The sequence below is a fragment of the Shewanella sp. DW31 genome (genome assembly GCF_015767295.1).
In the GTDB taxonomy this organism is placed as follows: Bacteria; Pseudomonadota; Gammaproteobacteria; order Enterobacterales; family Shewanellaceae; genus Shewanella; species Shewanella oncorhynchi.
Genome location: NZ_JADWMP020000001.1, coordinates 186,079 through 199,756 on the forward strand (window position 1 = coordinate 186,079; position 13,678 = coordinate 199,756).

Consider the following 13,678-nt stretch of genomic DNA (forward strand, 5'->3'; position numbering starts at 1 on the left):
AATGAAAAGGCTCAATCTATATTAGATTGAGCTCTTTGCCGTTTATCAGCGATAAAAAGTAATACTACCAGTAGACCTGCTGTTGCATCGCGTTAAGGCGTGTCGATTCCATAGCAAACAACAAACTCTGCTGCTTGTCTTCCAGCCACTCAGCTAAATTGATATCTAACTCCCGACTCGCATCCTGTAAGGCGCGATAACAAGCCAAAGTTTTAATCCCAAGCGCGAGATCTTGCCAAGGTGCACGAAATGCGTCCCGTGATTTCGCCTCATATAAACTGCCGTAGGCATGACCCACAAGAATGCTCGCATCCAACACTGTGGCCACTTGTAGATAATTTGCCGCTGTCATGACGCTATTGAGTGGCATGACCTCAATTATCGCCATCCAAGAAGCTTGCTGAGCACGATCGGCATGCTGGCGTAAGCTAGGCTGATGGGTGATGTCCACTTCACCAGCACTGATCTTTAGCAACAGTTCAACAATAGCCAGCTGTAATTGACCATATTCGGTCTGTTGCCATAGAGATAGTAAGCGTTCCGTCAGATTAATCTCTGTCAGTTGCGCCAGAAGTCGCGCCTTAACTTGGGCATGTTGGCCAAGTTTAGCAAATAAGCCTCTTTGGCTACCAAGCAAGGCGGTCAACGCCTGTGCCTGCTCAATAAAATCGAGCTGCTTTTCAATCAGCATAAATTGGCTAGACAGTGTCACATTCAATAATTCGAACTGATTTAAGGTCATGCGCAGCAAACGAATACAGGCGCGCATCCGCCACCATAGCGCCACACAAGCTTCAGGGTCGCTTTCCTCTGCGATCATGCTCTCTAATAATTGCCAGCGCTCAAGGGCGGTTTCAAGCAGGATTTGGCAGTTTGCACTTAAATCCAGTGAAGAATCGTGTGACTCGGCCAGTGGTAGAAATTCCAATGCTTTTAAATCGAGCGGCTTAGCCTTACCCGCCAATCGATAGCCCCGCTGCGCTTTACTGGCCTTACCTAAACGCACGGGCACAACGCTCGCCACTTGCATCGCCAGCTTAAGTAGCGCCTCAGTATCGCCACTGAGGAGTTCAAACTCGAGCTCACACAGGGCTTCTTGCTGGCCATTAGCGGTGATTTCACCTATGTCTAACGCAACTTCGACCACGCTGTTATCAATCTGAACATGCCAAGCGCGACGATGAAAATCGGTGTGAAATATACAAGTTAACTGAGCTTGAGTTGCCGCTAAATCGGCATCAGTGGGCCAAATGCTGGTAGGAAATAGACTTAAATCTGGGCTATCGGATTGGATAGTCACATTGTATTCGGGCCGCGAATGAATGCCGCCCACGACTTGTCCTGCGGTTTTTATGGTCTGCTCTCGGTGCGCATCGTAACCGCGCACCCGCAATCCCATGTCCCACTGACGTAATTGCAAGTCAGGGGTGTCGAAGTAACCATTCGCCAAACGACGTTGACCTTGAGGTACGGCATTATCGAGACTATCTAACTTATTTATCAGGGATTCTTGATATATCGGCAGGAAAAACAGTTTTAATTCAATCTCAGCATTCATTGCGTAACCGCTCACTTTGTCATCAAATATTCATCGATGCGTCATCTTTAGTTCATAATGTCACAAATGTGTCATAAAAATCCCGTAGGATTTGGTTTTGCAGTTGGTATATAACCCGTTAGAATAAACCTGTCGTTTTTTCTGAAAAAACACAGTTTCAATACGCGGACGCATAGGTTAACATGCGCCCGCTTTTTCCAATAATGGAACAATCTAAATAGGTAAACGGCAATGCCAGTAAACTCTATTTTGGGCGTGTTTGCAAAATCGCCAATTAAGCCTCTTCAAGAGCACATGGACAAAGTACACGATTGCGCATCGTTACTCGTCCCCTTTTTCGAAGCCACTATCACAGGTAACTGGGACAGTGCAGTTCAATTACGTAAGCAAATTAGTTTAGCCGAGAAGCAAGCAGATTCACTGAAGCGTGAAATCCGTCTGACTCTGCCAAGCGGTTTATTTATGCCAGTAGAACGTACAGATTTATTGGAACTTTTAACTCAACAAGACAAGATAGCCAACAAAGCCAAAGATATTTCCGGTCGTGTTATCGGCCGTCAGCTGTTAATCCCTCAGGTCATGCAAGTCCCATTTATTGCTTATCTACAACGCTGTATCGATGCGGTAGCACTAGCAAAACAAGTCATTAATGAACTCGAAGATCTGTTAGAAACAGGTTTCCGTGGTCGTGAAGTCGACTTAGTGGCAAAAATGATCAATGAACTCGATATCATCGAAGAAGATACTGACGATCTACAAATTCAGTTACGCCGTCAGTTATTCGCTATGGAATCTGAATTGAATCCTGTCGATGTGATGTTCCTCTACAAAACGATTGAATGGGTCGGTGGTCTTGCAGATCTTGCCGAACGCGTCGGTTCGCGTCTTGAGCTTATGCTGGCTCGCGTTTAACAAATTAAGGTTATCAAGGTATCAATATGGTTGATGCAGGTATTGAGGTGGCTAACGTCTTAGTCACCAATGGCCCGTGGCTTATTGCCATTGCGGCTGCATTTGGTTTTCTCATGGCATGGGGTATTGGGGCGAATGACGTCGCCAATGCGATGGGAACCTCTGTAGGTTCAAACGCAATTACAATTAAACAAGCGATTATTATCGCAATGATCTTTGAGTTTTCCGGCGCATTTTTAGCTGGGGGCGAAGTTACCAATACAATTCGTAGCGGTATTATTGATTCTAGCTATTTCACTGCGACTCCTGAATTGCTGGTTTACGGCATGATAGGATCATTGTTGGCAGCAGGTATTTGGCTTGTCGTCGCATCGGCCCTTGGCTGGCCAGTATCAACGACTCACTCTATCGTCGGTGCCATTATTGGTTTCGCCGCCGTGGGTGTTGGTGCAGATTCAGTCTCATGGGATAAAGTGGGCGGGATTGTAGGCTCTTGGATCGTAACCCCCGCTATTTCGGGCTTTATGGCATTCATCCTCTTCCAAAGCACTCAAAAACTCATTTTCAACACTGACGATCCATTGAGTAATGCTAAGCGTTTCGTACCTTTCTATATGGCATTTGCTGGTTTCATCATGTCATTAATGACGATTATGAAAGGCTTATCCCATGTTGGTCTGCATTTCTCAGTTACCGAGTCTTACCTACTCGCAGGTGCTATTGCTGCTGTAGTTGGTATCTTAGGTAAAATCGCCATTTCACGCTTACAAATGAGTGATAAAGCAGATCGTCAAACCCAGTTCAAAAACGTTGAAAAAGTGTTTGCGATCCTGATGGTTCTGACAGCTTGTTGTATGGCTTTTGCCCATGGTTCAAACGATGTAGCAAATGCGATTGGTCCATTAGCGGCGGTTGTTTCAGTCGTCAATAGCGGTGGTGAGATTGCAGCGAAATCACCTCTAGTCTGGTGGATTTTACCTTTGGGTGCCGTAGGTATTGTGATGGGTCTGGCGATTTTTGGTCAGCGCGTTATGCAAACTATCGGAAAAAACATCACTCACTTGACTCCAAGTCGTGGTTTTGCGGCAGAATTAGCCGCGGCAACAACTGTAGTTATTGCTTCTAGCACTGGTTTACCTATTTCTACCACACAAACCTTAGTGGGTGCGGTATTAGGTGTAGGTATGGCCCGTGGTATCGCAGCGATTAACATTGGTGTGGTACGTAATATCGTCGTATCTTGGGTTGTGACCCTACCAGCAGGTGCTGGCCTATCAATCATCTTCTTCTATATGATTAAAGGTATTTTTAATTAAGAAGTCTCGCTAAATGTGTTGCTGACATTAAGCAGTATTAGCGCCTAGGACTAGAAGGTCGTAGGAAAGATTGAATTAAATTGGAATGGTCATAGCATGGATGCCGTAAAGTTGAGGGAAGTCTATGACTTCCCTCTTGCATTACAGGCCTCAAATCCCTAGCATGTGCAGACTATTTCGTTGATGAGAATACAAAAGTGTTTAGACTCCTGACTCTGGTAGGAATGATCTTGCTGTCTTCCAACCTGCTGGCCGAAGGCCAATCCCGCTACATCTCGGATAACGTGTTTCTGTATCTTTTAGGTGGCCCTGGTACTGAGTTTCGAATTGTTGGATCAATTGAAGCGGGTCAACCTGTGACACTGCTCAACGAAACTCAAGGTGATTACTCCAAAATAATCGACCATAAAGGCCGTGAAGGTTGGGTACAAACCAACTTGATCAGTTCGACTCAAAGTTTCCGTGAGCAAGTCCCTGCGTTAACAACTGAACTCGCACAGGCCAAAGCTAAGTTAGCAGAAGTATCAAGTTCAACGGATAATCATGCCGGCGAACTGCTCGAATTAAAGGCTAAACTAAGCGAGTTAGAAACCAACCTAGCTAAAACGACTCAAGAACGTGATCAACTGAAAAATGCGGTAGATCGCACCGCTCAAGACGAGCGTTTTGAACTTTGGCGCCAAGGTGGATTGATCGCAGGCATGGGCTTAATCCTAGGCATTATTTTAGTGTATTTACCTAGACCACAACGTCGCAATAAAAAACGTTGGATGTGAGTCTGACACACAACAAGTCTTAATTTACCTTCCAAAAGCCAGTGTTTTCAAACACTGGCTTTTTTGTCAATCAAGCGTTACATCGACTTATTAACAAGCTAATCAAACAAGCTTCACAATCTTTCACGCTATAGTGTTGTCCGTCACATTTTGGTTGTATAATCCTGCGCGCGCAAACCTTCATATTGTATACAAAATATCAAATGCGTTTGGCGCCTCCCAATTTGTTTCAACAATAGCGCCCCAATAACGGCCAAGATGGAAGCGATAACTATGTTCAAAGCGAGTGAAGTGCTGGCAGGCCGCTACGATTCTGCCAATCTCGACGAACTGTTCAAAGCAGTCAGCGACAACTACATTGTCGATGAAGAACAATACTTGTCAGAGCTGATCAAACTAGTTCCCTCAAGTGATGAAGCCATAGAGCGCGTCACTCGTCGTGCCCACGAACTGGTCAATAAGGTTCGTCAATTCGATAAAAAAGGTTTGATGGTCGGCATAGATGCCTTCCTGCAACAGTACAGCTTAGAAACACAGGAAGGCATTATCCTGATGTGTTTAGCCGAAGCTTTACTGCGAATTCCCGATGCGGCCACTGCCGATGCGCTAATTGAAGATAAGCTTTCAGGCGCTAAGTGGGATGAGCACATGAGCAAGAGTGACTCAGTGCTGGTTAACGCATCGACCTGGGGCTTAATGCTCACAGGTAAAATCGTTAAACTTGATAAAAAACTCGATGGTACCCCAAGCAACTTGCTGAGCCGCTTAGTGAATCGTCTGGGTGAGCCTGTGATCCGTCAAGCCATGATGGCAGCGATGAAGATCATGGGTAAGCAGTTCGTACTGGGCCGCAACATGAAAGAAGCCCTAAAGAACAGTGAAGACAAACGTAAGTTAGGTTATACCCATTCCTACGACATGCTGGGCGAAGCGGCGTTAACTCGCAAAGATGCCGAGAAATACTATACCGATTATGCCAATGCGATCACTGAGCTCGGTGCTCAAAGCTATAACGAAAATGAATCACCGCGCCCAACAATCTCCATCAAGCTGTCGGCATTGCACCCACGTTACGAAGTGGCCAATGAAGATCGCGTCTTGACTGAACTGTACGACACAGTGATTCGCCTGATTAAGCTGGCACGTGGCTTAAATATCGGTATATCTATCGATGCTGAAGAAGTCGATCGCCTCGAGTTATCACTAAAACTGTTCCAAAAACTGTTTAATGCTGAAGCAACTAAAGGCTGGGGATTACTCGGCATAGTCGTACAAGCCTACTCTAAGCGTGCCCTGCCCGTACTGGTTTGGTTAACGCGTCTAGCGAAAGATCAAGGGGATGAAATCCCAGTGCGCTTAGTTAAAGGTGCCTATTGGGATAGCGAACTTAAGTGGGCGCAACAAGCTGGCGAAGCCGCTTATCCACTCTACACTCGCAAAGCCGGTACTGACGTTTCTTACCTCGCCTGCGCCCGTTACTTGTTATCGGATGCGACTCGCGGCGCTATCTACCCACAATTTGCTAGCCACAATGCGCAAACCGTGGCGGCAATTTCCGATATGGCGGGCGATCGTAACCATGAGTTCCAACGCTTACACGGCATGGGACAAGAGCTGTACGACACTATTCTGGCTGAAGCCGGTGCTAAAGCGGTACGTATTTATGCCCCCATCGGTGCCCATAAAGATCTACTGCCCTATTTAGTCCGTCGTCTGCTGGAAAACGGCGCGAATACTTCGTTCGTCCACAAACTGGTCGATCCTAAAACCCCCATCGAGTCATTAGTGGTACATCCGCTAACAACACTGACGGGTTACAAAACCCTGGCTAACAACAGAATCGTTTTACCTGCCGATATTTTCGGTAGCGATCGCAAAAATTCCAAGGGACTCAATATGAACATCATTTCCGAATCTGAGCCATTTTTCGCGGCACTAGAACAGTTTAAAAATACCCAATGGCAAGCGGGCCCTCTGGTTAACGGTAAAACCTTAACTGGCGAACATAAAACGATTGTTAGCCCATACGACACAACCCAAACCGTAGGTCAAGTCGCCTTCGCCGACCAAGCTGCGATCGAAGCCGCCGTCGCATCTGCCGAAGCGGCATTTACCTCTTGGGCACGTACGCCAGTAGAAACCCGTGCCTCTGCACTACAAAAGTTAGCCGATTTATTAGAAGAAAACCGCGAAGAATTGATCGCCCTGTGCACCCGTGAAGCGGGCAAGAGCATTCAAGACGGTATCGATGAAGTACGTGAAGCCGTTGATTTCTGTCGTTACTACGCAGTACAAGCCAAGAAGATGATGGCAAAACCTGAACTGCTTCCAGGCCCAACGGGTGAACTGAACGAACTGTTCCTCCAAGGCCGCGGCGTATTCGTGTGTATCAGCCCATGGAACTTCCCATTGGCCATCTTCCTCGGTCAAGTGTCTGCGGCATTAGCGGCGGGTAATACAGTCATCGCAAAACCCGCGGAGCAAACCTCGATTATTGGTTACCGTGCGGTGCAACTCGCTCATCAAGCGGGTATTCCTGTCGAAGTGCTGCAATTCCTACCGGGTACTGGTGCGACTGTGGGTAGCGCAATCACGGCCGATGAACGTATCGGTGGCGTGTGCTTTACCGGTTCAACCGGCACAGCAAAACTGATTAACCGCACACTCGCCAACCGTGAAGGCGCAATCATTCCGTTAATCGCCGAAACCGGTGGTCAAAATGCCATGGTAGTGGACTCAACCTCTCAACCTGAGCAAGTGGTTAACGATGTGGTTTCATCGTCATTCACCAGCGCGGGCCAACGCTGCTCCGCACTGCGCGTGCTCTTCCTCCAAGAAGACATCGCCGATCGCGTGATCGAAGTCCTGCAAGGCGCCATGGATGAATTGGTGATTGGCAACCCGAGTTCAATCAAAACCGACGTAGGCCCCGTGATTGACGCCACCGCCAAAGCCAACTTAGATGCGCATATCGATCATATCAAGCAAGTCGGTAAGCTTATCAAGCAAATGCCGCTGCCTGCTGACACTGAGAACGGTCACTTCGTGTCGCCAACTGCCGTGGAAATCGACTCAATTAAAGTGCTGGAGAAAGAGCACTTTGGCCCAATCCTGCACATTATCCGCTACAAGGCAGCGGATCTTAGCAAAGTGATCGATGAGATCAACAGCACAGGCTTTGGTTTAACCTTAGGTATCCACAGCCGTAACGAAGGCCATGCCCTTGAAGTTGCAGATAAAGTGAACGTGGGTAACGTGTACATTAACCGCAACCAAATCGGCGCTGTGGTGGGTGTACAGCCTTTCGGTGGTCAAGGCCTGTCAGGTACAGGCCCTAAAGCCGGTGGCCCACACTACTTAACCCGTTTTGTGACTGAAAAGACTCGCACCAACAACATCACCGCCATTGGTGGTAATGCGACATTGTTATCACTGGGTGATGGCGAAGAGTAATATCGCTCACCTGTGAGAGTTGAAAAAAAGCCAGACTAAGTCTGGCTTTTTTATTTGGTAATGAATGCTTATACCTAAATTCAATTCGAGAAATGAACACAGGAATCAGTGGCACCTTCTAAACTTCCGTGGTCTTGGTGTCGGCAGTTAATCCTAAAAGAGTGACGCCCATATTTTGCTTACGTACATGTCTCGATAAACTTATCAAATCAATGATTAAGCACCGTCATTTCAGTGACTCGCAGCAAGTACGACCGTGACATCCATGTCACTAACGGTCACTTCCATGTAGACGCTTAATCCTGCTAACCACAGAGTATCCTGTTAGCCTGAACATGCCTCAATTTTGTCTTTTCATTGCAAAATTTAACAATGTGTGTCTTGATAGATTTCACTTATGAATCTTCTTTTTCTTAGATAATATAGACTTATCTATTTATAATCATTAGTAAATATTAAATAAATTCTATTTAGGGACATTTAGAAATGTCAAAAGCTCATTTTTAAAAAGCCTAACCCCATCTTCTGATCTAGTTTCCAAATAAGAATAAATATCGCCAAATGTTATGTTCCTGCCATTATATTGAGTTCTTAACAACATTTTGAATAGACTTTTTGCTCGTTTTGAATCAGAACCACCATGAAACTCAATTGGTTTTAAAAATGGAAATTCTGGCGACTCATTATAGGCTCTAAAAATTTCCATCTCAATATTATCAAATGGTAGAAAAACTACATTATCAATATCCGAAAGATAACCTTTACCGACTTGATCTCCATCCAAAACAGCTAAGACATGTTGTTGTTCACCAAAACAATTCATTTCTATATTTCTATTTTTAAGGTCTATTACTTGCGTAGCCCCACCAATGTATATGACTTGAAACTTGTAAAAACAAGTTTCATTTGACACTAGGTACTCAATATAATCTTGAAGGCATTCATCCTCAGTAAGAATATATCTATCCCACCCTTTAAAACCATACATTATGCTTTTTATATAATTGTATGACCTCTGAAATATTTTCACCTCGAGCTCTTCTGCCTCAGCATAGTACAACTCTTCCTCTAATAAAGTTTTTATTAAAGCTAAAGAGTGAGTAGTAAAAAGGATATTAACCTGGTATCGTTGGCAATATTTCCTAAGCATTTCAACTAATTTAACTTGTGCACTTGCATCTAGAGATATGTCAATTTCATCGACAACTATAAGTTTTGTTCTTTTCCTAAACTGTTTATAAAGATTTATCAAAAAATATTCACCTGAGCTAAGATAATCCTCCCTAATATAATACCTTTGCTCATCATCTTTAATAATGAAATAATACAACTCCCTTCCAATTAATATTTCTTTTAAACTGTCAAATCTATTCCCACCATAAATCGAGTTTAAAAATATAATCAGATCATTGGGTGTATTATAGTCACCAACAGAAATCCTAGCTCTTAACTGCTCATCCATTCCAGCAAGCCGCTGAAAGTGGTTAAATCTCTCCCCGTGCGGTATAGGTAGCTCTACAGTAATTAACCCTCTAATATCACTAGGAATATTCTGTTTCGTATCGATCGAATTTACAAATTTGCTATACGAAAAAACTATCGGTTCACGCCCATCATCGAAGCTATAAGTAATTGAACTGTCGCGATTAAAAATGTAAGGGGCAGCGGTTTCCTGGAAAGTATTATTTATAGACAAATTTCTGATTGCACGAACTAATGTAGTTTTCCCAACACTATTCTTACCTGCAATGCAAATTATTTTGTTCTTAGTTAAATCAACCTCAACAGTCAAATTGCTAATATGCTGAACTTCCTTAAGTGTTACTGTAAATTTCATCTTAATTTACCGACTGTCTAAGAAACATTTCAATCACTGTATTCCCGTACTTACGCCTCAACTTATTAACATATTCAGGATCCATTGAGTTAAATGCAACTAATTTATTCGTAATATATCTAGTACCTACCTCTACAACAGTTCTCTCTTTACTTTCCTTGTTATATTTAATGTTATTATTTGTGAAATCAATAAATTTATCTTTATCTGTAAAATAAAGATATATTAGTGTTTCTAACTTTTTCTTTTCTGAACTAGGAATTGTAACTGTACCATTAGGCAATATATTCAATCCTAATAGTTTAAATGAATTTCCAATGTGGTTAAATTTTGTTTTAGACTGATTTAACGAAATACTATCATTTACATGCTCACATAATAAACTTTCTATTTTTAATACAATGTCATTATCAAGCCTATCGTTCACACTTGATATGATAAGGTCATCAGAATATCGAGTGTATACTAATTTATTTTCATTTGCATATTTTAGCAGTGCAGTGTCAAAATCTAAAAGACACAAATTACTCAAAAGAGGAGACGTTGAAAAACCAGCTGGTAACTTATCCTCAACAACAGTAAGATAAACTATCAAGTCAATATAGTCTTCTATATCTGAAATTGGGAAGTTATCAATCTGATAGCGTAATGAAATTTCAATATTATCCCTATTCAAACTACCATAGAAATTAGATATGTCCGTCTGAAGAAAAAACTTACTCCCAGAGTGTTTCTCGATAGCATCTCTTATACTTACACCTTTCGTGTACGAGTACACAACATCTTTATTATATTTAGCATAAGCAAGGATAGAACTATTGATAAATTTATGGATATACTTCAACTCTTTTGATGCCGAAAAAACTTCTCTGTTGTTAACCATCAACTTTTTATAATTACTTGACAGATCAAAAACAATAAAGTCGTTGAAAGAAAACTTATCATGAAAAATCGACAAAAAGACTTTATCTAAACTTCTTTTTTCCACAATGAAAGACCAACTTAACGATGAAATTATGGAATTATATTATAATTAATCGCTGTTATAATCTAGCAATAGGTTTATGTATATTGAAATATAATCAAACTAAATATAACGACATTATCAAATAGAGGTTATGCAAGCGTTTCGCAATGCAGACTGTTTACACTGAATAGTTCGAGGAATTGGCTTACTTTCATGCACTGTATCTGAATAAGTAATAGCACTTAATCAAGATACGAGTGCATTCAGTAAAATGGTTCATGACCCGTAGTGACCTGCTTAATGACTGGAGATGCTCCTAGTCGCGAGGTATGGGTCGAATCTAATTGAATCCAGATAAAATTGCAACGAAAAATACTGAATTAAATGCGCGGTAAAGAGACAGGACGTCTGCGTAGCTTTCGGGGGGGGCTTTCGGGGGGAAGGGACACCCCATAGGAAGCGTTAGCGATTTTCGAATAAGCACGAAGCCACTAATCAATGCATGTAACTTCGTTAAGGGCGTCTTGGAGCATCCAAAGAGGATAGGACGAGCAGTCCTCCTTGGTCAGGTGTGGGGTGAAGCCCCACGACCTTGATTCACCTCGGCCGAAAGGCCGCAATCAAAAGATGGAACACAACGGTCAGGGTCAAGCGTCTAACGCAATAGCATAAGGACGCTTAATGCCCAAGTGGCTTGCTTCGAGATATGACCAGTACAAACGCACTTTTCTAACTAACTTACCTGACAATAATTTCTCCAAAACTGAGTCTCACTAAGCAAGAGGCTTCAAAACCAATGTGAGCGGCTTCAAATTGTGAATAGGATGGATTTCAAAGTGATGTTAGGGGATTGCGCCTAGAAGATAAAAACCTTCATAATCAGCCTTTAATCAATCGATTGATTTTTCATTTTATCAAGGTCACTTTCATAAGGTAACTATGACATTTTCGTTGTTAGATATTTCTGCATTGGTGTGGTTTATCGTTTCTTGGGCTGGCTATACCGCCTTTGCCCGTCGTAAGGCGAAAGATACCGACTGTATTGCCCGTGGTCTGCATAAGCATAGAATTTACTGGATGCTTGAGGTGATGACCCGCGGTGTGCGCGTGGGTGATGCGGCACTACTGGCCAACTTAGAACGCAATATTGCCTTTTTTGCCTCGACCACGCTGTTTGTGCTTGCGGGTGTACTGACCTTATTTGCGCAAGTTGAACGACTAGAAAGTGTTATTGCGACGATTCCCTTCGCTACGCCACCGAATCATGCGCTGGTGCAAGTCAAGTTAGCTCTGCTAGTCGGCATTTTTGTGATGGCCTTCTTCCAGTTTACTTGGTCAATGCGCCAATACGGCTTTGTGAACGTGATGATAGGCGCGGGCCCTCTGGACACCGATGGCTCAAATGACAATCTCAAAGCCTATGCAAGACAAATGGCGACAGTGCAAGATCAAGCGGCACACTCCTATAACTATGGTTTACGTGCCTATTACTTTTCAATGGCGGTATTGTGCTGGTTTGTACACCCTATACTCTTTATCTCGGCCAGCTTATTTGTGGTCGCAACCTTATATCGCCGCGAATTCAAGTCCCGTGCCGTTCTGGCGATCACGGCAGCGAAAGGCCATCTCCAAATAGAGAGCCAAGTGCGGGAAACCGCCCGCAACCACAAAATAGAATCATAGCCTTGGCGGTTTAGGCCGCTGGCGTCATCTTGATTGGAATTATTGTTCTATACTCTTTGGGTCGTGTTTCTATTGAATTACTGGGAGAGTGCCATGAGCGATAACTTATTAACCTTAGATGAAGTGTGCAAAATGCTAGATAAAACACCTGCGACCATCAAACGCTTCGCTCGGGAGAATTTACTCTCAAGTGTTCAAGATGGTGACGAATTAAAATTCCCCGAAGCGGAAGTTAAACGCTACCTCGCCTTTTCGCAACGCTTAGGCTAAAACGCATCAAGTAACTAACGGCAAATAAAACTGAATAATCAGTATGTAAGCCGTTTGAATTTGAATTTGTAAAGGTGGTTTGAATTGAAATGTGATACTCGAATTAAAGTACGCTGCTTAAGTTTAAGTCGTCGATAGCGAGTTAAAACAAACGGTGAATGCGATATGGACAGTGAAGCTCAAAGGGATTTGAACTTAGCCATAGCGGTTTGTTGCGAAGGATTGGTTAGGCAAAATCTAGCGGTGTAAACCATAAAACTTAAGCGATGAAACTTTAAGCTATTAAGCCTCAAGCTGTTAATCCAAAAGATTGAACCATTACTTATTATTTAAAGCCTGCTGCAACTGCCGATAGGATAACCACTCCCGCTGCACTTCACTTAGGCCTAAGTCAACGGCGAGTTGTTGCAATTGAACTTCATACTTAGGCAACAGGGTTTCATCATTGGTCATAATCGCGAGTTCAGCAAAATCCCCTAAACCTTCGATATGATCGATTGTTAGATGAAATTCACCCAGAAAATAGATACTGCGGCGCTTTTTAATTTCCAGTACGCATTCATAACCTAAGGTCTGCAGCATACTTTTTGCTTTTGTTGCTTCAGTGATATTAACGGCTTCACAGCGGTCTTTTTCTGGCCCTTTCACTATCCACAGCATTATCCCCGATGGCTGCATCTCACGGATACACAAGCTCTTGTGCTCACCTTTAAGTGACTGTGATGGCAGATCAAAGTAACAGTCATGCTCAAGGTTATCTTCGAGCATGACCTCGGGATTTCTCATTTGTAAGGCAGCGAAAAAAGCGTGGCGATCCAGTAAGTGGTATTTAAGCTCGACCTCAAACTTACCATTAAAATGAGCATTAATTTGTGGGGCTAATGCTTCCGGCATCGCAGGGTTCAT

The 13,678-nt window shown here is 43.3% G+C and carries 10 protein-coding genes; 6 read left to right on the forward strand and 4 right to left on the reverse strand.

Features of this window, described 5'->3' with window-relative positions; all coding sequences use genetic code 11:
* Nucleotides 1-64: 64 nt before the first annotated feature.
* The gene (locus GWI56_RS00770; RefSeq protein WP_198571860.1) at nucleotides 65-1,558 is read right to left on the reverse strand and encodes a CYTH and CHAD domain-containing protein; all 1,494 of its coding nucleotides are present in this window, start codon (nucleotides 1,556-1,558) and stop codon (nucleotides 65-67) included.
* A 231-nt stretch (nucleotides 1,559-1,789) separates the two neighbouring features.
* On the opposite strand from GWI56_RS00770, the gene GWI56_RS00775 reads away from it, so the two are divergent.
* From GWI56_RS00775 to putA, 4 genes are all read left to right on the forward strand, one after another.
* Complete coding sequence (locus GWI56_RS00775; RefSeq protein ID WP_105251552.1) at nucleotides 1,790-2,470, forward strand: TIGR00153 family protein; 681 nt, start codon at nucleotides 1,790-1,792, stop codon at nucleotides 2,468-2,470.
* A gap of 26 nt (nucleotides 2,471-2,496) precedes the next feature.
* Nucleotides 2,497-3,786: an inorganic phosphate transporter gene (locus GWI56_RS00780; protein ID WP_113939029.1), complete on the forward strand. Its 1,290-nt coding sequence runs from the start codon at nucleotides 2,497-2,499 to the stop codon at nucleotides 3,784-3,786.
* 224 nt (nucleotides 3,787-4,010) lie between these two features.
* Nucleotides 4,011-4,562 carry a TIGR04211 family SH3 domain-containing protein gene (locus GWI56_RS00785; protein WP_105251551.1) on the forward strand — a complete coding sequence of 184 codons (552 nt, stop codon included), beginning with the start codon at nucleotides 4,011-4,013 and terminating at the stop codon, nucleotides 4,560-4,562.
* A gap of 258 nt (nucleotides 4,563-4,820) precedes the next feature.
* Complete coding sequence (putA, locus tag GWI56_RS00790; RefSeq protein ID WP_198571861.1) at nucleotides 4,821-8,015, forward strand: bifunctional proline dehydrogenase/L-glutamate gamma-semialdehyde dehydrogenase PutA; 3,195 nt, start codon at nucleotides 4,821-4,823, stop codon at nucleotides 8,013-8,015.
* 466 nt (nucleotides 8,016-8,481) lie between these two features.
* On the opposite strand, the gene GWI56_RS00795 is transcribed toward putA, so the two are convergent.
* Both GWI56_RS00795 and GWI56_RS00800 read right to left on the reverse strand, forming a co-directional pair.
* Nucleotides 8,482-9,852, reverse strand: a complete 1,371-nt coding sequence (locus tag GWI56_RS00795; protein WP_198571862.1) for an AAA family ATPase — start codon at nucleotides 9,850-9,852, stop codon at nucleotides 8,482-8,484.
* Between the two features lies 1 nt (nucleotide 9,853).
* Nucleotides 9,854-10,840 carry a reverse transcriptase family protein gene (locus GWI56_RS00800; RefSeq protein ID WP_198571863.1) on the reverse strand — a complete coding sequence of 329 codons (987 nt, stop codon included), beginning with the start codon at nucleotides 10,838-10,840 and terminating at the stop codon, nucleotides 9,854-9,856.
* A gap of 918 nt (nucleotides 10,841-11,758) precedes the next feature.
* Between GWI56_RS00800 and GWI56_RS00805 the strand changes: the two genes are divergently transcribed.
* Together GWI56_RS00805 and GWI56_RS00810 are read left to right on the forward strand one after the other, a co-directional pair.
* Complete coding sequence (locus GWI56_RS00805) at nucleotides 11,759-12,502, forward strand: DUF599 domain-containing protein (RefSeq protein WP_113939035.1); 744 nt, start codon at nucleotides 11,759-11,761, stop codon at nucleotides 12,500-12,502.
* A gap of 93 nt (nucleotides 12,503-12,595) precedes the next feature.
* Entirely contained in the window at nucleotides 12,596-12,772 is a 177-nt protein-coding gene (locus tag GWI56_RS00810; RefSeq protein WP_006082937.1) for a helix-turn-helix domain-containing protein, read from the forward strand.
* A 318-nt stretch (nucleotides 12,773-13,090) separates the two neighbouring features.
* Here GWI56_RS00810 and cyaB read toward each other — a convergent pair whose 3' ends face one another.
* Entirely contained in the window at nucleotides 13,091-13,678 is a 588-nt protein-coding gene (gene cyaB, locus GWI56_RS00815; protein WP_168822542.1) for a class IV adenylate cyclase, read from the reverse strand.